This window comes from Clostridium beijerinckii (assembly GCF_008705175.1).
GTDB lineage: Bacteria > Bacillota > Clostridia > Clostridiales > Clostridiaceae > Clostridium > Clostridium beijerinckii.
This window is the reverse complement of sequence record NZ_CP043998.1, coordinates 5,439,320-5,464,517: the sequence shown is the minus strand read 5'-3', so window position 1 is coordinate 5,464,517 and position 25,198 is coordinate 5,439,320. Positions and strand designations below refer to the sequence as shown.

14 protein-coding genes are annotated in these 25,198 nt (G+C 29.9%); all 14 read left to right on the top strand.

Annotated features, from left to right (window positions below):
• Positions 1-166: 166 nt before the first annotated feature.
• A complete protein-coding gene (locus F3K33_RS24185; protein ID WP_017212068.1) occupies positions 167-1,693 on the top strand; it encodes a response regulator in 1,527 nt (508 codons plus the stop codon).
• Complete coding sequence (locus F3K33_RS24180; protein WP_017212069.1) at positions 1,686-3,416, top strand: sensor histidine kinase; 1,731 nt, start codon at positions 1,686-1,688, stop codon at positions 3,414-3,416. The genes F3K33_RS24185 and F3K33_RS24180 overlap by 8 nt, the downstream gene beginning before the upstream one ends.
• A 218-nt stretch (positions 3,417-3,634) precedes the next feature.
• Positions 3,635-5,311: an extracellular solute-binding protein gene (locus F3K33_RS24175; protein ID WP_017212070.1), complete on the top strand. Its 1,677-nt coding sequence runs from the start codon at positions 3,635-3,637 to the stop codon at positions 5,309-5,311.
• Positions 5,312-5,414: 103 nt separating this feature from the next.
• Positions 5,415-6,305, top strand: a complete 891-nt coding sequence (locus F3K33_RS24170) for an ABC transporter permease (protein ID WP_017212071.1) — start codon at positions 5,415-5,417, stop codon at positions 6,303-6,305.
• Positions 6,306-6,317: 12 nt separating this feature from the next.
• Entirely contained in the window at positions 6,318-7,199 is an 882-nt protein-coding gene (locus tag F3K33_RS24165) for a carbohydrate ABC transporter permease (RefSeq protein ID WP_017212072.1), read from the top strand.
• A 34-nt stretch (positions 7,200-7,233) separates the two neighbouring features.
• Complete coding sequence (locus F3K33_RS24160) at positions 7,234-9,624, top strand: glycoside hydrolase family 31 protein (RefSeq protein WP_017212073.1); 2,391 nt, start codon at positions 7,234-7,236, stop codon at positions 9,622-9,624.
• 197 nt (positions 9,625-9,821) lie between these two features.
• Positions 9,822-11,462, top strand: coding sequence for a glycoside hydrolase family 13 protein (locus tag F3K33_RS24155; RefSeq protein WP_017212074.1), 1,641 nt, complete (start codon positions 9,822-9,824; stop codon positions 11,460-11,462).
• Between the two features lie 32 nt (positions 11,463-11,494).
• Complete coding sequence (locus F3K33_RS24150; protein WP_017212075.1) at positions 11,495-12,436, top strand: ROK family glucokinase; 942 nt, start codon at positions 11,495-11,497, stop codon at positions 12,434-12,436.
• 95 nt (positions 12,437-12,531) lie between these two features.
• A complete protein-coding gene (locus F3K33_RS24145) occupies positions 12,532-14,637 on the top strand; it encodes a methyl-accepting chemotaxis protein (RefSeq protein ID WP_017212076.1) in 2,106 nt (701 codons plus the stop codon).
• Positions 14,638-14,737: 100 nt separating this feature from the next.
• Positions 14,738-17,755: a PspC-like choline-binding domain-containing protein gene (locus F3K33_RS24140; RefSeq protein WP_017212077.1), complete on the top strand. Its 3,018-nt coding sequence runs from the start codon at positions 14,738-14,740 to the stop codon at positions 17,753-17,755.
• Positions 17,756-17,774: 19 nt separating this feature from the next.
• Entirely contained in the window at positions 17,775-20,621 is a 2,847-nt protein-coding gene (locus tag F3K33_RS24135; protein ID WP_017212078.1) for a glycoside hydrolase family 66 protein, read from the top strand.
• Positions 20,622-20,853: 232 nt separating this feature from the next.
• On the top strand, positions 20,854-22,527 hold the full coding sequence (locus tag F3K33_RS24130; protein ID WP_017212079.1) for a glycoside hydrolase family 13 protein: 1,674 nt from the start codon (positions 20,854-20,856) through the stop codon (positions 22,525-22,527).
• Positions 22,528-22,932: 405 nt separating this feature from the next.
• A complete protein-coding gene (locus tag F3K33_RS24125; RefSeq protein WP_017212080.1) occupies positions 22,933-23,595 on the top strand; it encodes a sugar transferase in 663 nt (220 codons plus the stop codon).
• Positions 23,596-23,737: 142 nt separating this feature from the next.
• Positions 23,738-25,090, top strand: coding sequence for a UDP-glucose dehydrogenase family protein (locus tag F3K33_RS24120; protein WP_017212081.1), 1,353 nt, complete (start codon positions 23,738-23,740; stop codon positions 25,088-25,090).
• Positions 25,091-25,198: the final 108 nt, after the last annotated feature.

The following is a 25,198-nucleotide window of genomic DNA, read 5'->3' as shown; positions in this document are numbered from 1 at the left end:
TATGGACAAAAAAATGTATATATGTTACATTAACAATGTGGTTAAACGATTACGTAGAGTTTTGTTATATTATATTAATGCAATGCTAAGTATCATTTCGGATCTATTTAGTATGTATAGAAATAATCGTTTATTAAAATTTAAAAGGAGATATGGGGGAAAGTTTATGTTTAAAATCTTAATTGTTGATGATGAATTTATTGAGAGAGATGGTATTATATTTTTAATCAAGAAATTTTCTTTTGACTTTGATATAAAAGAATGTAGTGATGGAGAAGAAGCATTAGAATATTTGAAAAAAAATTTAGTTGATATTTTATTAACTGATGTAAGGATGCCATTTATGGATGGAATTGAATTATCACAAAACGCTAAATTAATATATCCAGATCTAAAGATAATAATTTTTAGTGGCTTTGGTGAATTCGAGTATGCAAAAAGAGCAATAAGCCTTGGTGTAAATGATTATATATTAAAACCAATAAACCAGGCAGAATTTAAAAAAACAATCGAAAGTGTTATTGAAAAAATAGAACATGAAAATAAAGAAAAGCGAGACAAAGAAAGGAGAAATTTCACTGAAAAAGAACATGTTTTATTAAAAATAATAAGTGGAATTCCTGTAGAGAATATTAGGGAGAGATTTTCTTTAGATAATTATACAGATTTTATAAATAAGTATAAGAGAATGATTTTAATGGAATTCGATAAAGATTTCTTTAATAATCATCAAGAATTTATAAAAAAAATTCTTGATGATTTTCAGGATAAAGCAGATTATTTGAATTTAAATCCATATCAGGGAATATTTTTTTTGTGTGAGTTTGTAGATGAAATTATCTTAAAAAATGCTTGCATAAAAATACATAATATGATATCAGAAAAATATGAAGTCGATTGCTATTTTTCTATTAGTAATTTACTTACATCACCTTCTATGATTTCAGAAGAATATTCGAATATGGAACATATTATGGAGCAACGTTTTTTTGTATCAAATAAATATATTTTTTCTAAAAAGGTAGATATGATATTGGAATCAACAGATGAAAAGTTCGATAGTACTATACTTAAAAATATAGAATATTATATAAAAATTAAGGATTTTTGTAGTTTGAAATCTAGTATTAATCTTTTAATAAAAAAATTTTCAGCGCAAAGTGATTTTTCGCCAATATATGTAAAGTCTATTCTTTCAAACATTTATCGAAATATATGTGATGAAATGAAAGAAGCAAATGAAATGGATTTAAATGAGGAAATAGATAAGATTTATTCTAGCAGGACAATACAGGAAATAAGGAAGATGTTGAATAATGTTATAGATAATATGGAAAAACAATTTCCTAAAGAAGCCTTTAATTATAGGCATGAAATAGAGCTAGTCAAGTCATATGTTTATGAAAATTATGGAAAGGATTTATCTCTTGATATATTAGCAGAATATGTATATATGACACCAAGCTACTTAAGTAGCATGTTTAAGAAAGAGACAAGCGTGGGCATTAATGGATTTATAAAAAATTATCGTATGGAAAAGGCAAAAGATATGTTAGAAAATACAAATGTAAGAATTAAAGAGATTGGTAATATTGTGGGATATAGCAATACATCATATTTTTGTCAAAGTTTTAAAGAATTTTATGGATTGACACCTGAAAAATATAGACAAAAGGATGAAAATAATGAATAGGTTAAAAAGATTTTTTCTAAATTTAAAATTTCGATATAAAATAATTTTGACTTACTTCTTAGTTAGTATTATTCCAATTATCATTTTAGGTTTATTTTGTTATCAGCAAACGAAAAATTTACTTTTGGATCAAGAAAGAGAGAATTTAAGGAAGTCTTTTTCAGAAGCAGTTATAGGAATCGAAAACTCAGCTAATGTGTATAGTAATATACTGGACTATACTACATTTAACCCAATGATTTTAGAGGTAATTAATCATGAATATAAAAGTTATTATGAAATGTATTATAAGTTTCATAATATGCTGGATCCATATATTGATATGCTAAGAGCTTTACATAATGATATACAACAAATAACTGTATATACTAATAATAATATAGTAAAGCATTCTGATTATATAGTACCTATGGATGTTATTGAAAATAACATTTGGTATAAAGAAGTATTAGGAAAATATAAACCTCAGTGGTTCATTGATAGTGAAAAAAATATTTTTTTAGCGGTTCAGTTTATTAATAAAGGATATAATGAGATACAAAATATTCTATATGTAAAAATAAATTTTAAAAATTTTTTTCAGCCATTGTATAATATATCAAGCACTAATTGTGGAATTTATGTTGTAGATAAAAACGATGAAGTTGTATTTGAGAATAGAAGCTATGATGATGGTAAAGACTATTTATTGCCAAGTGCTGAATTAAAGAAGATAGATGGAGATACTATAACTTATGATAATATAAGGTATATTTTAATAAAAATGGATATGAAAGATCTTGGATGGACTGCTTATCTTTACAAACCTGTGCATTTAATTGTAGAATCATCTAAAAATATTATTTATACTGTATTTTTTATGATGGGGATTTGCGTTCTAATAATTTTAGTTGTAGGGTATTGGCTTTCGTATGTAATAGTAAACCGTATTGAAAAATTAACTAAAAATATGAAGGAAATGAATATGGATCATTTGGAAGTTACAATAGAAAGTAATTCGGAAGATGAAATTGGTGTTTTAATTAATAGTTTTGATAAGCTTATAGTAAGAATAAAAACTTTAATACAAGAAGTATATAAGAGCGAAATATCCAAAAGAAAATATGAAATGAAAGCACTACAAGCTCAAATAAACCCACATTTTCTTTATAATAGCTTGTCTTTGATTAATTGGAAGGCAATTAGATCAGGAGAAGATGAAATTAGTGAAATGGCTCAGCTATTATCAACATTTTATCGTACATCTTTAAATAAAGGAAGTAGTATCATAACAGTAGAAAATGAATTAAGTAACACAGAAGCATATGTTAAGATCCAATCTATGATGCATAATTATAATTTTGATGTGGATTTTGATATTGATAATAAAATTAATGGATACTATATGATTAATTTATTACTACAACCATTAGTTGAGAATGCGATATGTCATGGCATTGATCAAAAAAGAAATAATAGAGGTAAGTTAAGAATATCTGCACATCAAAAAGGAACAGATATCGTATTTGAAATTGAAGATAATGGAGTGGGAATGAAGCCTGAAATTTGTGAAAGAATTTTAACAACCAGAACAAAAGGTTATGGAGTAAAAAATGTTTATGATAGAATTAAACTTACTTATAGTGAAAATTGTGATTTGAAATTTATAAGTATACCAAATGAAAAAACTGTTGCGATAATGAGAATCCCGGTAGAAATAGACAAAAATAAATTTAATGATTAACTATATGAATGGCTGTTTTAAAATGGAGGTATAAATTCCATTTTAAAACAGCTTGATTTTTGTATTTGTTTACATATTCATAAAAAATTGATATAAATCAAAAATCTTTAGTATATTCGGATAATTACTTGAATGCTATAATTTCAGTATAAATTACTTAACCAAAGCTAGTTACAGTTAGAGTATTATTTTTTAAATGAATTAGGAGGCTTATGGGGATGTTAAAAAGAAATTTAACGCGAACAATGAAAAGGATGACAACTTTTGGAATGGCAGTTATTACAATTGCTATGTTCTTTACGGGGTGCGGAAATAAAGATGGTGCGACCACGACTGAAACGAAAGATAAGTCAGAGGCAGTAACTACACCTTATGGAAAATACGATGAATTGGTAACTTACACCATAGGTAAAAATACACCTGGAAGTCCACGTCTTCCAGAAGGGGATACCTATGAAAATAATGCATATACAAGATATTTAAAAGATGTATTAAATGTTCAGAATAAAGATGAATTTGAGGCAGCGAATGGAGATCCATATGATCAAAAGGTATCAATGGCGGTTGCTACAGGCGATATACCTGATATCATGAAAGTTGATGCAACAACATTAAAGCAATTAGTAGATGGCGATATGATAGCAGATTTAACTGATGCTTACAAAAACTGTGCTACAGATAAAATTAAACAAATGTATGATTCGTATAATGGAAGAGCATTAGAAAGTGCTACATTTGATGGAAAACTTATGGCATTACCATCTACTCAATGTGCTAATGTGCCTACAATGCTTTGGGTTAGACAAGATTGGATGGATAAATTGGGATTGCAAGCACCTAAATCAATGGATGATGTGGAAAATATTTTACAGCAGTTTGTAACAAAAGATCCAGGAAATAATGGAGCTGGAAAAACAATTGGCCTTGTAGCTTCTTCTAATATAGGAGGAGTTTATGGAGGACTATTCCAGATGGATAATGTTCTAGGAATGTACAATGCTTTTCCAGGACAATGGATTGAAGAGGATGGAAAAGTTGTATTTGGATCTACAACTAGCAATATGAAAAAGGGATTAACAAGAGTTGCTGAAATGTTTAAAAAAGGTTTAATCGATCCACAAATGGCAGTAAGACAAGGCGATGATGTTACTTCACTTATTGTTAATGGTCAAGCTGGCGCTTTCTTTGGACCATGGTGGGCACCTGATTATCCATTAAATGATGCTAAGAAGCTAAATCCAAGTGCACAATGGGTTCCTTATATAATACCAACAAATTCAGATGGGTCTTATACAACTTATACACAAAATCCGTCAAGTGAATTTTATGTTGTTAAAAAAGGATTTGAACATCCAGAATTATTGCTAAAGGTAGCTAGCGTTATTAATGACAAGATGGTATATGAAGACTATGGAAAACAAGAACTTATGGATTATATAAAGCAGGGTGTTGATTCAGGTGTAAGACCGGTAGGTATTCTTATTAATGATTATAATGCAACAATTGATATGTATAAAAATATTGACTTGGCACTTAAAGGTGAAAAGGATCCAGAATCTTTAGGAGCTGATAAGGGTAACTATGAAAAGTGTAAAGATTATTTAGCAAATTCAAATTCTCCAAGTGCTGATGCATGGAGTGGTTATACGTCAAGGATGATTGCTCCAAAGCTAATGAGTGAGACTAAGATAAATGAAGTTAATCCAGTATTTTTTGGTCAGACAAAGACTATGAAGTTAAAATGGGCCAATTTACAAAAGTTACAAGATGAAACCTTCTTAAAAATTGTAACAGGTGAAGCTCCAATAGATTCTTTCGATGATTTTGTTTCAACTTGGAAGAGTACGGGCGGAAATGAAATTACAAAAGAAGTTGAAGATGCTATTAAAAAATAAAGACTAATTTTACAGCATGTTTTGGATGCAAATAGTATTTGCATCCAACTTATTATAGAAGAATTAACATTTTACTTTATGGATAAGGAAGGCAGGAAGATTGATGAAAAAGGGGAAGAAACAATTGAATTATCATCTTATGATGGCACCTGGTATGATATTTTTACTCATATTTAGTTTTGTTCCTATGTTTGGTATAGTAATGGCTTTTCAAGAATATTTACCCGCAAAAGGAATACTAGGTTCTAAGTGGGTAGGATTAGATAATTTTAAATATATGCTTCAAATACCGGATAGCATGAATATTTTAAGAAACACACTAGTTATTGCTATAGGAAAAATTATTTTAAGCACAATAATACCAATTATATTTGCATTACTTTTAAATGAAATAAGAAAAAAATGGGCTAAGAAAACCATTCAAACTATTGTATATTTACCACATTTTCTATCATGGGCAGTCTTGGCAGTAGTAGTAGCCAATATTTTCTCTTTTGATGGCCCAGTTAATGCATTTTTGAAATTGTTTGGATATGAACCAACATTATTTCTTGCAAGTAATATCTGGTTTAGACCTATATTAATAGGAACAGATGTATGGAAAGAATTCGGTTATGGATCAATTGTATATTTAGCGGCATTAACCGGCATTGATTCTGGGTTATACGAAGCAGCGGCTATAGATGGAGCAAATAGATTCAAGCAGCTAATACATGTGACGCTGCCTGGTATAATGCCTATAATTATGCTTATGACAGCAATGAATTTAGGAAATATTTTAAATGCTGGCTTTGATCAAGTATTTAATTTATATAATCCGATTGTTTATCAAACAGCAGATATTATTGATACATATGTTTATCGCGTAGGGTTAGTAGGAATGCAGTATAGTTTTGCGACAGCAGTAGGACTGTTAAAATCAGTAGTTGGATGTATATTATTATTGTCTGCTAACAAATTATCTCAAAGAGTTGCTAATATGCAAATCTTTTAAAGGAGGAGTATTATGTTAAAGTCAAAAAAGTTTGGAAGCAGGCTAGCTGATGTAATTATATGGGGTGTTGTAATAATAATTACAGCTGCCTGCCTGTTTCCCCTCATAAATATGGTAGCTATTTCTTTTAGTAATAAGTCAGCAGCAGCGGGAAATTTAGTGGGATTACTTCCAATAGATTTTACTTTATCATCCTATAAAACATTATTGAAAGAGGGTCAATTTTGGCGTTCTTTTGGTATTTCCGTGTTAAGAGTTGTTCTTGGAACAGCATTAAATTTAATATTGGTAGTTTTAATGGCATATCCATTATCAAAGAGTAAACGAGAATTTCGTTTTAGAAATATTTATATGAATTTTATGATATTTGCAATGTTGTTTTCAGGTGGAATGATACCAATATTTATTACTGTAAAAAATCTACATTTATTAGATACTATCTGGTCTCTAATTTTACCAGGTGCTGTGCCTATATTTAATGTAATTTTATTAATGAACTTTTTCAAGAGTGTACCAAAATCATTGGAAGAAGCGGCAGAATTAGAGGGATGTAATAAATGGCAAATTTTATTTAAGATATATATTCCTATCTCGCTTCCTGCATTAGCAACAATTTCATTGTTTAGCATTGTTGGACACTGGAATGATTTCTTTGGTGGATTATTGTACATAAATAAGGCAGCAAATTATCCACTGCAAACTTATATACAACAATTAACAGTGGATATTACAAAGGTGACAAATCCGGCTCAGTTACAAAGCATTGCTGATATTTCTAACAAAACATTAAATGCAGCTAAAATCGTTGTATCAACTATTCCATTGCTAATTATATATCCGTTCTTACAAAAATATTTTGTTACAGGAATGGTTATGGGATCGGTTAAGGAATAGAGTATTTTAAGAAGTAAAGAAAGGACATAGTATAATGAAGGATATATATAGAATTGATACAAGTCCATTTTGTAATAATAACAATGTTGTAAAAGGAGATAAATATAGATTTACTGTATTAACATCTCAAATGATAAGACTAGAATATGATGATAAAGGAATATTTGAAGATAGAGCAACTCAGAGAGTGCTAAATAGAAATTTTATATCACAAAGTTTTAAATTAATTGATGAAGAGGAAAATTTAGAAATAATAACTGATCATATTCATTTAATCTATGATAAAAAGAAATTTTCAAAGAATGGATTAACTATAACAGTGCGAGGGAATATAAGTAATTATCATAGTATTTGGCATTACGGAGAAGAAATTAATGATTTAAAAGGTACAGCAAGAACTTTGGATGGAGTTGATGGCGCAATTCCTTTGGAAAGAGGTCTAATTTCAAAAGATGGATTTTCTATTATAGATGATAGTGAATCGTTAATTTTAACAGAAGATGGATGGATTGAGACAAGGAAAAAAAAAATAACAGATATTTATTTTTTGGGATATGGAAGAGATTATATTAAGTGCTTTAAAGACTTTTTCAAACTATGCGGGAATACTCCTCTTCTACCTAGATATGCATTAGGAAATTGGTGGAGTAGATACTATAGGTATAATGAGAAAGAATATAAGAAACTATTAGATAGATTTAAAGAAGAGAAAGTACCATTTTCAGTAGCTGTAATTGATATGGACTGGCATCTAGTAGATATAGATCCTAAGTATGGAAGTGGATGGACCGGATACACTTGGAATAAAGAGCTATTTCCAGACCCTAAGAGATTTATGAAGTGGCTTCATGAAAATAACTTGAGAGTCACATTAAACGTACATCCAGCTGATGGAATAAGGGCCCATGAAGAAATGTATACTGATATGGCGAAACATCTAAATATAGATTATTTAAACGGACAAAATATTGAGTTTGATATTTCAAATTCAAAGTTTTTGGAAGCTTATTTTAAATATGCACACCATCCAAATGAAGAAAACGGAGTAGATTTTTGGTGGATTGACTGGCAGCAAGGCAATAATTCAAAGATAGAAGGTCTTGATCCATTATGGATGCTTAACCATTATCACTTTTTGGACAATAAACGTAATGGAAAGAGACCACTTACTTTTTCTAGATATGCAGGAATAGGGAGTCATAGGTATCCTGTGGGATTTTCAGGAGATAGTATTATAACTTGGGAGTCTTTGGATTTTCAGCCTTACTTTACAGCTAATGCATCTAATGCAGGATATGGGTGGTGGAGTCATGATATTGGAGGACATATGCTGGGTGTAAAAGATGATGAGATGGCATTAAGATGGCTCCAATTTGGAGTATTTTCTCCAATTATGAGGCTTCATAGTTCATCAAGTGTTTTTAATGGAAAGGAACCTTGGAGATATAATTCCATTGTTCATGAGACAATGAATGAATTTTTAAGATTTCGACATAGTCTAGTACCGTATATTTATACAATGAATAGAATTTTTAGTGAAGACGGAATTCCTTTAGTACAACCAATGTATTATAAAAATTCTGAATATGATGAGGCTTATGAAGTACAAAATCAGTATTATTTTGGATCAGAATTGATTGTATGTCCTATAACACATCCAATGAACAGAAAAACTGGAAGAGGAAAGGTAAAAGCATGGCTGCCAGAGGGAACTTATATAGATATATTTAATGGGATGATTTATTCTGGAAATAGATATATTAATTTATATAGGGATATTAGAAGAATACCAGTACTTGCAAAGTCAGGAGCAATAATTCCAATGATAAATATGGAAAATTGCTATAATCAGATAGATAATCCAAAAGATATTGAAGTAAGAATTTTTGCAGGTGATAATGGCAGATTTAAAATGTATGAGGATGATGGTAATACTTTAGAATATTTAAAAGGAAGATATGCAGAAACAGAAATGAATTTAGAGTGGGGAGACTCCACTAGATTTGTAGTAAAAGCAGTAATGGGAGAGTTTTCTGTTATACCAAAGGAAAGAAATTATACTTTTAAATTCATAGGATTTAAAGATTGTAAAGAAATAATGGTTATATCGGATGGTAAAGAAGTAATTTATGAAAAATATTATGATAATTTAATGAATACCATCATTATAAGATGTAATCAAATTGATGTACTTAAAGATTTAGTTGTTGATTTTAAGGATGTCATGCAGTTAAGTCGTAATAATATTGATAGAGAAATATTTGATTTTTTAAATGAAGCACAAATAAGATTTGATATAAAAGATAAAATTTATAATATAATAAATTCACATGAAAATAAAACTAAGATCATAGGGGATTTGCAAACATTAGATTTAGATAAAGATTTATTTGGTGCAGTTTGTGAAATTATTCTCGCATATTAGATAAATTGAGCATATAGGATGATTAAAAAAGATGCAGTAAAACCCTCAATACTTAAGTAATCGTTTAATGAATTGAATAATAATTATCGTAATTTAAATTAATAAATAGGAAGATTGATAGTTGAATATTTTAGTGGCCTTTGGTAAGGCGACTTACTAAAATAAATTATTTGAAAATATATTAATTGGAGGCAGTTATGAATAAGGAATGGTGGAAAGAAAGTGTAGTATATCAGGTATACCCAAGGAGTTTCAAAGATTCTAATGGGGATGGAATCGGCGATTTAAGAGGAATAATAGAAAAGTTAGATTATTTAAAGGAGTTAGGTATAGATGTGATATGGCTATCTCCAGTATATAAATCGCCAAATGACGATAATGGATATGATATAAGTGATTATGAAGATATAATGGATGAATTTGGAACAATGGAAGATATGGATGAACTTATTAAAGAAGGAAATAAGAGAGGAATAAAAATTCTCATGGATTTAGTGGTTAATCATACTTCTGATGAACATAAGTGGTTTATTGAATCTAAAAAATCAAAGGATAATCACTATAGAGATTATTATATATGGAGAGATCCAGTAAATGGGAAAGAACCAAATGATTTAAAGTCAACATTTAGCGGTAGTGCATGGCAATATGATGAGACCACAGGACAATATTACTTACATTTATTTAGTAGAAAGCAGCCAGATTTGAACTGGGAGAATGAGGAAGTCCGTAATAAAGTTTATGATATGATGAATTTTTGGATTGATAAGGGTATTGGTGGCTTTAGAATGGATGTCATAGAACTTATAGGTAAGGTTCCAGATAAAAAGATAAAAGAAAATGGACCAAAACTTCATGAATATATTAAAGAAATGAATAGAAAAACTTTTGGAGATAAAAATCTATTGACGGTTGGAGAAGCATGGTGCTCTAATCCAGAAATAGCAGAACAGTATTCTAATCCTGATGGAAGTGAGCTTAGTATGGTATTTCAGTTTGAACATATTTTATTGGATCAACAACCCAATAAGGAAAAATGGGATTTAAAACCATTGGAATTATTAGATCTAAAGAAAGCGTTGTCAAGATGGCAGTTAGAATTAGAAGGAAAAGGTTGGAATAGTTTGTTCTGGAATAATCACGATGTTCCAAGAATAGTTTCAAGGTGGGGAAATGATAAAGAATATAGAGTAGAAAGTGCAAAAATGCTTGCTACATTGTTACATGGAATGAAGGGAACACCGTATATATATCAAGGCGAAGAACTTGGCATGACAAATATAAGATTTGAGGAACTAAATGACTATAAGGATATAGAAACACTTAATATGTATGAAGAAAGAATAGAGCAAGGTTATAAGCATGAAGATATAATGAATTCAATATATGAAAAAGGTAGAGATAATGCACGTACTCCAATTCAATGGGACGATAGTGAAAATGCAGGTTTTACAAATGGAGATCCTTGGATAAAAATAAATCTTAACTATAAAGAAATAAATGCGAAATCGCAATTAAATGATGAAAAATCTATATTCAATTACTATAAAAATCTAATTAAAATTAGAAAAACAAATCCAGTAGTTGTGTATGGAAAATATGAATTGATTTTAGAAGAAAATAAAGAAATATTTGCTTATACAAGAACTTTAGAAAATGAAATGGTATTAGTTATTTGCAATTTTACAGAAAGCAAGGCAAAGTTTGTTTTTGATGGTATAAGTAAGTTTAAATATAAAGAACTTTTAATTTCAAATTATGATGTAGATATAAATCAATCAGTAAATAATATAGAGCTAGAACCTTATGAAGCGCGAATTTATAAATTTATCAATTAATTAAGGTTTTTATTGGGGAAGGAGTTATCCAAATGGAAAAGTATATATTTGGTGTAGATATTGGAGGAACTACCGTTAAACTTGGTTTGTTTGAGACTGAAGGAACATTACTAGAAAAGTGGGAAATTAAAACAAGAAAAGAGGAGAAAGGAAAATATATTATAAAAGATATTGTAGAAACAATTGAAAATAAGCTTAATGAGAATAATATTTCCAAAACTGAGGTATTAGGCATAGGGATAGGGGTACCAGGACCAGTTAAAGATGATGGAACAGTACTTAAATGTGTAAATCTTGGATGGAAAGTTTTTAACATAGTAGATCAGGTTAATAAATTAGTAAAGTTACCTATTAAAGCTGCAAATGATGCAAATGTTGCTGCACTTGGAGAGATGTGGAGGGGCGGAGGAAAAGGCTATAAAAATGCTGTAATGGTAACACTTGGAACTGGTGTTGGCGGTGGAATAATTGTTGACGGAAAAATAATATCAGGATCAAATGGTGCGGGTGGTGAAATTGGTCATATAAAGGTTTCTGATAACGAGACAGAATGCTGTGGATGTGGAAATAAAGGATGTTTAGAACAATATGCATCTGCAACAGGGATCGTTAGTTTAGCTAATAAGGCTTTAAAAAACACGAAAACAAAATCCGATTTAAAGAATTTTGGGAATTTATCAGCAAAAGATATTTTTGATTCTGCAAAGGCAGGTGATGAATTAGCATTAGAATTGGTAGATGATTTTGGTAATAGATTGGGGAAAGCCTTAGCTAATATCGCATGTGTTATTGATCCAGAGATATTTGTGATTGGTGGAGGAGTATCTAAAAATGGGAGTTTTCTGATTGAAAGCATCACTAAGTATTTTAAAGAAAATGCATTTCATATTTCAAGAAACACAAAATTTGAATTAGCTAAATTAGGTAATGATGCTGGAATATATGGTGCTGCAAGATTAATTTGTGAAAATTAAATAAGCTGTACGATAAAAGGAGGTTTGCCTTGAAAAACCATTACGTATATTCTCTTTATAAATTTTGCAAGTATTAATGAGGGAGTGATCGCCCGATGATTAAATTAAAAAAAAGAAATAATAAAAAGGGAATAAAAAATTTGTTTAATAAAAGAAAAAATATTTTCTTTTACTGTGAAAACATTATAAGAGGTTCTAAAATAAAAGTTAGATTGACAACTTCTTATGGATTATTAGTTTTAATTCCATTATTAATAGTAGGTGTTTCAATAATAATGCAATCTAAAAGTTCAATCGATAATAAAATTTCAAATTTCTCATCTCAGATAATGGCGCAAATTGGAGTAAATATATCAAGCGAAATGGATAAGAACTCCAACTTCGCTATGTCAATATTTACTGAACCTGATTTTCAGGATTATTTCGAAAATGGACAAAATGTTGATTATCATAAACTTAATGATTTAAATAAATTAATAAGAAATAAAGTGGGAACCAAGAATGATATGACCGGACTCGGAATTGTCAGTGCAGACAAAGGAAAAATAGGAAGTTTTTCAAATCAACTATCTGACGATTTAATGTTGAAATTATCAGATTTATCTAGCAAGTCAAAGGGAAAATTCTCATGGTCATTAAACAAAAGTTCATCAGGATATAAAATCTACGCTTCAGTTCAAATGAATACTTTGGCTACAGGTAAGAACTTTGGAATAGTTATAGAAGAATTGGATCCTAAATTATTTATTAATTTGTTTAAAGACATTAGTTTAGGAGATAATTCTGATATATTTGTTTTAGATTCACAAGGAGCTGTTATTCTAAGTAATGAATCAAGTCTAATTGGAACAGAATATAAAGATAAAAGTATTATAGAGAAAATTCAAGAGAAAGAATCAGCTAAAAGCAAGGATAAAAGTGCTAAGATAGAAAATTCTTTTTCAACAAGTGATGGTAATAATCTAGTATCTTATGCACCTTTAAGCGGTTCAGACTGGTATGTAGTAGGAGTTATACCGTACACTTATATAAACTCTGAATCTAATAGTCTAACAAATAATACTATAATAATTGGTTTGATTTCGTTTATGGTAGCCATGTTGGTAGCATTAATAGTATCAAGAAGCATATCAAAACCTTTGGGAAAATTAGTTTCACTTATGAAAAAGGCTAGAGATGGAAATTTAGCTTTGCATATAGAAGATAGTAGTAAAGATGAAATCGGAGAAGTAATAAGTGCATTTAATGAGATGGTGAGTAAAATAAGTGCTTTAATTGGTGATGTTAAAGCTATTACTAACAATGTATCTAATAACACCAAAATAGTTGCACAGGTTTCAGAACATTCTTGCTCATCTTCAGAAGAAATCGCAGCTACAATGAGTGAAATTGCTAAAGGGGCTTCGGAACAAGCTGTTAGTGTTAATGAAGGAATTGATTTCATGAGCGTATTATCCGATGGAATAAATATAGTGAGTAAGAAAACAGAAAACGTATGGTCAGTATTAGAGGAAACACAAAAAATGAAAAAAGAAGCAGTTATATCAGTTAATACATTGAAAGATAAAGCCGACGAAACCAATAATGTTTCAGCTAAAATTGTTAGCGATATAAACTCTTTAGATACAAATATAAAAGATATAAAAGAAATTATAGAGTTAATTGGTAGCATTGCAGAGCAAACTAACCTTTTAGCATTAAATGCAGCAATCGAAGCAGCAAGAGCTGGAGATTCAGGTAAAGGTTTTGCTGTTGTTGCTGATGAAGTTAGAAAACTAGCTGATAGCTCAAAAGAGTCATCTGATCAAATTAATAAAATAATTAATAATATTGAAAATAAAACAAGAATTGTAGTGAAAGAAGCAAGTAATTCTAGAATTATAATAAAAGAACAGATGGATGCAGTCGATGGTGCAGATGAGGCTTTTAAAGTTATATTTGAAGGAATGAACCAAATATCATACCAATTAAAAGATATAGTTGTGTCAATTAATGAAATAGTTGATTGTAAAGATAAAACTAAAATAGCAATGGAAAACATTTCAGCTATTTCGGAAGAAACAGCCGCAACTACAGAACAAGTTTCCTTCGGAGCTAATGGACAAATTAGCGAAATTCAAAAAATATTTGAATTTGTAGAAGAACTAAATTCAGTGGTTGAAAAATTAAATCTAACAATAAATAAATTTATAGTTAATTAGTTTTAAATGTAAATTTATTAAATAGAATCAAGATATTAGAAAGAAAATTAATTATATATAAATACTAATTTAACTACAACATAGTAGGGGAGAGAATATAATGATTAAAAGAGTTAACAAAATAATAACACTAGTAACAATTACAACAATTGTTACTACGCTTAGTTCATCGCCAATTGCATTTGCTTCCGATGCATTGAAAGAAAAGGATGGGGATTTTAATGCTGCCGTTGCTTACTCAAATAAGTATTTATACGATGGATATAGAGGAACTGATGGGGAAGAACAAACAATATACTACAATAATGGAAAGTATAATGAACTAGGTAATTCAGATGCATATGATGATTCTATAAAGTACGATAATAGGTATATTGAACTAGATAATAATGGTAAGGAAGATCTATTTAATTTGCAAACAGGAAAGTTTGAAGGGGAAGATATAGAGGATCAAAAATTTGATATTAGAAGAGATTTAGTAAAAAAATTAAAAGAAACCAATAGATATGGCAGTAATATAACAGATTATCTTAAATTAGGTGATAGAATTTCAAGTAATAAAGGTTCCTTTGGTGATGTATGGTATAAATATACTGCAGATTATAATTATGGACAAGCTATTAAATATGTAACAATAATCAATTTAGCTGCAAATTCCAATGATGAATGGGATAATATTACATTGAAAAAAGGTGATGGAATAACATCAGACTTTGGAGACAGCTATCAATTTTGGTTTTCAGTAACAACTAATGATCCTACTAATAAAGAAACTGATGGTATAGAAAAAACCTATAATGGCGATATAACTGCAGCATCAAAGTATATAGCTAAAAGATTAAAAGATTATTGTGGATATGATGCAGAGGTGACTACAGAGAATGGAAGTCCTGTTATCCAAATAATATCTGATGAAAAATTAGAAGGAACTGTAATAACGGGGCATAATAGTGATATTTCAATAGAATCTAAAATGGCACTTGCTAAAAATATTCAATATGTATCGGATGATACGAAAAATTCTAACGATGCTGTAAGAGATATGATTGCTGATAATTATACTTCTAAAACCGTAGAATCAGTATATGGAACTACAACAACAGATTCTGCTGTAAAATATACAACAACCATTGATATAAATGCGAAAACGGAGCATACATGGAGGAATATAAATTTAAAAAAAGGTGATGGAATAACATCAGACTTTGGAGACAGCTATCAATTTTGGTTTTCAATATCAGATAGTGATTTAAGCAATACAGACTCTGATGGACAGGCAAAGACTTATAATGGGGATGTAGAAGCAGCAGCAGAATACATAGCTGGAAGAATAAGAGATTACTGTGGATATGGTGCACAAGTTATTGAGCAAGATGGAAAGCCAGTAATTCAGATAAAATCTGATACAAAGATAGATGGAAATATAATAATATCTTATGATGACAATATTTTAGTAAAAACAGAGGAAAACTCTTCTTTGACAGATGAAGATGATGGAGGTAATTCGGGAAATAGCAGTGGAGAAGATACTCCAAGTGGTCCAGAAATAGATAATGAAGATAGTGATAACAATTCAGAGACAAATAGTGGAGAAAACACAACTGGTTCTGACACAAACAATGGAGAAGAAACTTCAAGCGGAACACACGCTATAATAAATTATGACAAGGAGCCAATATATTATGGCTTTGTAAATAATTCTGGCAAATATATGGATGTCTCTAAGTTTGCAAACATTAAACTTATATATACAGTTAATGGAGAAACTAAAACAGAGAAAATAGAAAAATTTGGAGAAAAATATGGAAATGAGAACATTGTAGCTAATTTAACAGACGTAGGGTCAGATTTATTAACACAGGATTCAACTTATATCTATGTTAGTGCAAATGTAGAATTCACTTCAGATAGTGATATAAACATTGCATATCCAGATGGTACAAACAGCAAAAAGTATATTTTAAAGATTTCTAAGGCTGTAGGAGATAAAGTTGATGGAGCAGATACACCTAAAGAAGTTACAGCATATGAAATGAATGGAGAATCTGATTTTCTATCTTGGATTCAGCCTAAACTTAGTGATGATTGGTATAATTTAGATGTATGCGCTAAAAATGGAAACATATATGTTATAAGATTCAATAAAGACGGAGGCAATAATAAGATACAAGTAAATCAAGTTGGATTTGAAACTGTACGTGATGATGATTTGAAGGTTAGTAGGAATAAGATATATAAGGTTAATGATCCATCTATTGAAACTAGAATTAAAGGACAAAAATTAACAGTTACGGATGCAGGTGAAATAAGAAATTTAATAAGACCATATTATTCTATAGATGCTGAAGGAAACTTGTGGGTATTAGGCTTGAAAAAGATATATGAATTTAATGGAAATGGCTTTGATGAAAAGTATACAATTCCTGCAAAGATAACCAACTTAGACGTTTACGATGGTAACAATTTAATTGCTTGGGGAGATAATGGTACAGAATATGGTTATGTAACTAATATTAATGAATTTTCAAGGACTAGTGATGAAAAGGATTTGGGAACTGAAAATAATGGCAATGAAGGTAATGGTGGCGAAGGAAGTACTAGTGATAAAGACAATACTTCAAGTGATGAATCAGTAATTAAAAGTGGATGGATTAAAACAAAGTCAGGTTGGCAATTTTTTGATGAATTAGGAAAACAAGTTAAAAATTCTTGGATTAAAGTAAATGAAAAATGGTATGTAATTGATGAAAACGGTATTATGAGGACTGGCTGGATTAACATAAGTGGAAAATGGTACTACCTAAATTCTGATGGAAGTATGGCAACAGGATGGATGCAAGAAGGGAGTAGTTGGTATTACCTACAATCAGATGGAGAAATGTCAACAGGCTGGGTAAATGATGATGGGAATTGGTATTATTTAAAAGAATCTGGTGAAATGTCAATTGGATGGATTTCTAATAACGGAAACTGGTATCACCTGGGAACTGATGGGAGTATGAGTACAGGCTGGTTGAAATATGGGAAGCACTGGTATTACTTGGACGAAAATGGAAAAATGTTATCGGATGCAACTATGAACGGATATAAACTTGGAACTGATGGTGTTTTAATTTAGTGAGAAAGATGGTGAAAATATGAATAATTCAAGAAAAAAATTAAAAGTTTTATGTAGTTTAGCACTTATGTCGACTACAATCCTATCAACTTTATCAATTATATCAAATACCGCATATGCAAAGTCTGATTTTATAGAAATGCCTATAGTAAATACTTCTGAAAAAGGAGTATTTAATCAAAAGCTTTTATTATATGATGTTTCAACAGATAAATCTATGTATAATCCAGGATCAAATGTAAGTGTAAAAATTGATCTGGTCAATTATACAGGAAATGAAATATCCAATGGAACTATAGAGTTATCGGCAAAGCATCTTGATACACAAGTTGGAAATGCAGTAACTCAAAATTTTTCAATTGAAAAAGATGAAAATAAAGAGTTATTTATAAACTGGACAGCGCCTAATGAGGATTTTAAAGGCTATTTACTTGAAATAACGTGTAAAGATTCTGAAGGAAAAGTCATGGAGTCATCATCAACAGCTGTAGATGTCTCCTCAGGTTGGCTTAAGTTTCCTAGATACGGTTATCTAACTAATTATGAGAAAAGTGTTAATACAAAAGATATAATAGATCAGTTGAAAAAATTCCATATAAATGGTCTGCAATATTATGATTGGCAAGACAAACATCATGATCCTATAGCAGGTGAAGGTTCAAATGTTGAAGATGTATGGCAGGATTTATCAAAACATGATGTATATAAATCAACAATAGAAGGATATATTAAGAATGGTCATGAAGCAGGAATTTCTTCAATGCAATACAATTTAATATATGGAGCGACTCAAGGATATGAAAATGATGGTGTGAAAAAGGAATGGGGATTATACAAGGATCCAAGTGGAACTGATGGAGAACAGTGGACCATGGCAATGCCTAGCGGCTGGGAAACAGATGCGCTTTACTTTATGGATCCATCAAATAAAGAATGGCAGGATTATCTCTTTGCAAGGGAAAAGGAAGTTTTTGAAGCATTTGATTTTGATGGATGGCATATGGATACTGTAGGTGATTTTGGAACAGTGTATAAAGCAGATGGAACACCAGTATCAATTACAACTACTTTTAAAGATTTTATAAATGCAGCTAAGAAAGAATTTCCTGACAAATATATATTATTTAATCCAGTTGGAAATAAGGGGCACGAAGATGTAAATAGTAGTAATGTAAGTGGTGCATATACAGAAGTATGGCCTTGGGATGGAATTATAACATATAATTCCTTGAAAGGTATTGTGGATCAAGCAAGAACGGAGGCAAAAGGAAGATCATTAATAGTGCCGGCATATATGAATTATGACTTGGGAGATAAGCATAGTGAAGAAAAGCCTGGAAAATTTAATACTTCCTCAGTGCTATTAACAGGGGCTTCAGTCTTTGCAGCAGGTGGATCTAGACTTGAGTTGGGCGATGATACAAGAATGCTTACCAAAGAGTATTTCCCCAATAAAAATGTTGTTATGGATGAAGAGTTAAAGGTAAGGGAAAGAAAATATTATGACTTTATAGTTGCTTATGAAAACTTATTAAGAGATGGACAAATAAATAGTAATAATGAAATCCAGGTTGAAGGGCATGAGAATAGTAATATAGGTGAAGCTAATAAAATATGGACTTACGGAAAAAAAGATTCAAATTATGATGTTATTCAAATGGTAAATCTTTTAGGTGTTTTTGATAATACTTGGAGAGCTGCTGATGGATCGAAATCTAAGCCAATTAAAGCAGAAAATTTTAAGGTTAAATATTATGTAACCCAAGATATTCAAAGTGTTTTATTAGCATCGCCTGATGCTAATGATTGTAAATCACAAAGTTTAGAATTTTCAAAAGGAAACGATGAAAAAGGAAATTATATAGAATTTACAGTACCATCTTTGGAATATTGGGATATGATTTATTTAAAAAAATTAAGTTCTGAGAATATTGATAAGAATAATGATATAATAGGCGTTCAAGGTCAATTAACAAATCCAGGTTTTGAAGATGGATTTATGGGCTGGAATATATCCGGAAGAAGTTATGGCTTAGATTCCACAGATGCAGCATCTGGAAATAATAAGTTATATTTCTATGATAACAAGCCTTATACCAAAAAGATTGATCAAACAGTTGTAGGATTAAAAAATGGAAAATATACAGTAACGGCTATGGTAAAACAAAATACAGGGATTCCAGATTATGCAGCTATGGAATTAACTTCTGGAGATAAGACTGAAAAAGTTAATATAAAACATGGCGATAATTATAGAAAAATAGAAGGAACTATAGATGTTAAGGATGGAAAATTAAATGTAGCTTTTAACTTTATATCTACTTTAAATGGCGAAGCTAATTTACAAATTGATGATATTCAGTTATTAGATGAGAATGGAAATGTTGTATCAAAGGAAGCTAAGGTTATTAAACAGGGCGAAGGTGCAAGTTCATCTAACATACCAGAATCTGTTGGGAAAATAACAAATGGAGATTTTGAAACAGGTGATACAACAGGCTGGGTAGCAGCTAATCCAGATGGATTTGGAGTTAATGATGAAGATGCTTTTGCTGGAAATGATAAATGTTATTTCTGGGGTCAGGGAAAACAAATGTTACAACAAAAAGTAACTGAGTTACCTAATGGAACTTATACGGTAAAGGCAATGGTTAAACAAAATACTGGAAATCCTACCTCATCACAATTAGAATTATCAGGTTTTGGAGGAGAGGCAGCTTCGGTTAAAATTCCACATGGGGATTCCTATGTTGAAATTTCGCAACAAGTCACTGTTACTAATGGCACTTTAATAATCTCATTTATACAAGATGGCAGGGAATGGACAAATTTACAAATTGATAATGTTGAGTTAGTAGCAAACTAGATTTGATTAATATTAAGGTATATAAAAATAATAAATGTAAAGCTATCAAAGATGTTTTTAGAATTATACCTCGATTAAGCTTTTGAAAATAAAAAAGGAAACATAGCAATAATTTAGTGTAAAAGGAAGGACGAAAAAAATTTATTTTACACTATAATGAAAATATATTGCTATGTTTCTGTTATTTATAAGAAATTTTAATTAAAATAATTAATTATTTGGGAGGAAATTTATGAATTGGCAAAAGGAGTTAGTAGCTTATCAAATATATCCAAGAAGCTTTAAAGATTCTAATGGAGATGGAATAGGGGATTTACAAGGAATAATTGAAAAATTAGATTATTTAAAAGATTTAGGTATTGATTTAATTTGGATAAGTCCAATATACAAGTCTCCTAATGACGATAATGGATATGATATTAGTGATTATAGAGAAATTCTTAAGGAATTTGGTACCATGGAGGATTTTGATAATTTATTAAAGGAAGTTCATAAAAGAGGAATGCGTTTAATTATGGATTTAGTTATAAACCATACTTCAGATGAACATCCATGGTTTATAGAAGCAAGGAGTTCAAAAGATAATACAAAGAGAGATTGGTATATTTGGGGAAAGGGTAAAAAATCTACATATAATGAAGAGAATTTAGAACCAAATAACTGGGCAAGTATATTTGGAGGTTCAGCCTGGGAATATGATTCTGATGGTGATGAGTATTATTTACATTTATTTAGTAAGAAAATGCCAGATCTTAATTGGGAAAATGAAGATTTAAGAAATGCACTTTATGAAATGATTAATTGGTGGCTGGATAAGGGGATAGATGGATTTCGCGTAGATGCAATTAGTCATATTAAAAAGTGTGATTACAGTGATATGCCAAATCCAGATAATTTGAAGTATGTTCCATCTTTTGATAAGCATATGAAGCAGCCGGGTATAGAAGTTCTCTTGCAGGATTTAAAAGAACATACTTTTGATAAATACGATATATTTACTATAGCAGAAGCAAGCGGTGTAACAGTAAATGATTTGGAAGAGTGGTCTGGAAATGAAAAAGGGAAGTTTTCTATGATATTTCAATTTGAACATATGCATTTATGGAATATGGATAATGCTGAAAAATCTTTATTAGTGGATTTTAAAAAGACGTTATCTAGATGGCAGGACGCTGTTTATAAAGATGGTTGGATTGCTTTATTTCTTGAAAACCATGATTTAACAAGATGTGTATCAAAGCTTGGAAATGATAAAGGATATTGGAAAGAAAGTGCCAAAGCGTTAGCTTTAATGTATTTCATGCAAATGGGAACCCCATTTATTTATCAAGGACAAGAAATTGGAATGACAAATGCAGATTATGATAATATTGATGATTTTGATGATATTTCAACAGTGCATAGTTACGAAGAGAGAGTAGAAAATGGGGTATCAGAAGAAGAAGCACTTGCAATTGTGAAAGCGACTACGAGAGATAATTCAAGAACACCAATGCAGTGGAATAGTACATATAATGGTGGTTTTACTACAGGAACTTCATGGATAAAAGTAAATAAGAATTATAAAGAAATTAATGTAGAAGATCAGCTAAAAGATACTGATTCTATATTGAATTTTTACAAAAAAATGATAAAAATCAGAAAAGAAAATAAGGCTTTAGTATATGGCAGGTATGATATAATATTAGAAGAGAATGATAAAATATATGCTTATACAAGAACTTCAAATAATCAAAAATATATAATAATTACTAATATATCAGAAGAAAATGTAAAGTTTTATTATGAGGAAGAAAAATTGAAATATGAAGAATTACTTCTTTCAAATTATGAAGTTGATAAACATGAGGATATGACAAAATTTATATTAAGACCATATGAAGCACGATTATATAGATTGTATTAATAAAGAAATATTCATGCAAATTCAAATTATTATAGATAGAATTTTGGTTAATTTTACGTAAATTCAGAGCTTGTATGGAATTTATTTTGAGTTTTGGGGGAATGCGTAAGTTCTTAAATTATATGACTGCCATAAAAAAGAAAATAAATTAAATATTTGTCATGAAACGCTATATTAGCAGCTATCCATTATATTGCTTAATATAGCGTTTATTGTGCGTTGAAAGTTACTATAGATTCGGTGTAATATATTTGATACAGGGAAGAGAAAAAACAAAAAAATGTCGTTTCAAGTCTAATTTTATAAATAAGCAAATAAGAAACGTTGCTATTTACCAAAATAAACACAGATTAAAAAAGGCTAAAATATTTAGCTAATAATTAATTATGATAGGATGGTGATAAAATGCAGCAAATAGAAATTAATAAGAGAGAATTTACTCTTGAAGAAGAAATAAGATCTAAAGGTAAATATTGTTTTTTAAAAAGAATTACAGACATACTTTGTTCGCTATTTGGGTTATTAGTTTTAAGTCCAATATTCTTGATTGTTGGAATTTTAATTAAGCTTGAATCAAAAGGGTCTGTAATTTTTTCACAAGAAAGAATTGGTAAAGATGGCAGCGTATTTAAAATGTATAAATTTAGATCTATGGTCAGTAATGCCGAGGAGCTAAAAGATAAGCTGTGTCATAAAAATGAGATGAGTGGGCCTATGTTTAAGATGAAGGATGATCCTAGAGTAACTAAAATAGGTAAATTCATAAGAAAGACAAGCATTGATGAACTTCCACAATTGTTTAATGTTCTAAAAGGTGATATGAGTTTAGTTGGACCTAGACCATCGCTTCCAAAAGAAGTAGAAAAATTCGATAATTGGATGATGACAAGGCTTGAAGTAAAACCTGGTCTAACATGTTACTGGCAAGTATCAGGAAGAAATGATATTGATTTTGAAGATTGGATGAAACTAGATATTAAGTATGTAAGGGAAAGAAATACTTTAGTTGATATTAAGTTAATATTTAAAACATTTTTTGTGCTGTTTGGAGACAAGCATGCTAGATAAGTAAATTTAAGCATATGGACGTGTTAGTTTTTGATTATGTCTTAATAAGGCGCATTAGATAAAATAATAATTTTAAAGCTATGGGTAATATGGGAACAAATGAATTTAGTCAATTAGAATAAAGGAATATATGGAGGTAAGTATGAAAATAGTAGTAGCAGGAACAGGATATGTAGGATTAGTTACAGGAGCATGTCTTTCAGAGATAGGACATAACGTAACTTGTGTTGATATAGATAAAAACAAAGTTGAAATGATGAAACAAGGAATTTCACCAATATATGAACCAGGTTTAGATGAGCTTTTAAAAAGAAATCACGATGAAGGTAGATTAGATTTTACAATAGATTATAAAAATGCTTATAAAGACGCTGATTTAATATTCATAGGGGTTGGAACTCCGGAAAGAGAAGATGGTTCAGCAAACTTGGATTATGTGTTTAATGTATGCAGACAAATTGCTGAAAATGCTGAAAAAGATTGTTTAGTAGTAGTTAAATCAACAGTACCAATAGGAACCAATGATAGAATTGAAGAGTTTTTAAAGGAAAATGTTAAAAATGATATTCAAATAGAAGTAGCTTCAAATCCAGAATTTTTAGCACAAGGTACTGCTGTTGTTGATACTTTGTATGCTAAGAGAATTGTCATAGGAGTTGAATCTAAAAAAGCGGAAGAACTTTTAAAAGAAGTCTATGAAGGATATAATCAACCAATTGTTGTCACTAATAGAAGAAGTGCAGAAATGGTTAAATATGCATCAAACGATTTTTTAGCTCTTAAGATATCATTTATGAATGAAATAGCAAACTTCTGCGAAATGGTTGGAGCAGATGTTGAAGATGTAGCTAAAGGAATGAGTTTTGATCCAAGAATCGGTGATAAATTCTTAAATGCTGGAATCGGATATGGCGGATCATGCTTCCCTAAGGATACAAAGGCACTTCATTGGCTTGCAAATGACAATGGATATGAATTAAAAACAATAAAAGCAACAATAGAAGTAAATGAGAATCAAAAATATAAATTATTTAGACAAGCTAAGAATAAATTTGGAAGTTTAAAAGGATTAAAAGTGGCTGTACTTGGATTAACATTTAAGCCTGGAACAGATGATTTAAGAGAAGCTCCATCTATACCAAATGTAAGAAGATTATTAGATGAAGGTGCTGAAATAATTGCATATGATCCAGTTGGAGTTGAGAATTTCAAAAAGGTATATCCAAGTGGAATAACATATGTAAGCACTCCGGAAGAAGCTCTAAAGGATGCAGATATGGCATTTATATTTACAGAATGGAATGAAATTAAATCTTTAGATCTAAGTGTGTATGAAGATCTTATGTATACTCCAATCATATTTGATGGTAGAAATTGTTATAAAGTTAAAGAGGCTAAGGAAAGACAAATAGATTATTATTCAATTGGAAGAAAAGCTATATTGAATTTAGAAGAAAAAGCTTTAAGTAAAGTAAAAACAGCAATGGTAATATAGCAAGGGGAATTAAATGAAACTTTTTAGATGGACATGGTAACTCAATTTAAACTCATAGCTTAAAGAATGCTAACTATGGTATGGTAAATTTTTAAATGGTTAAGGAGG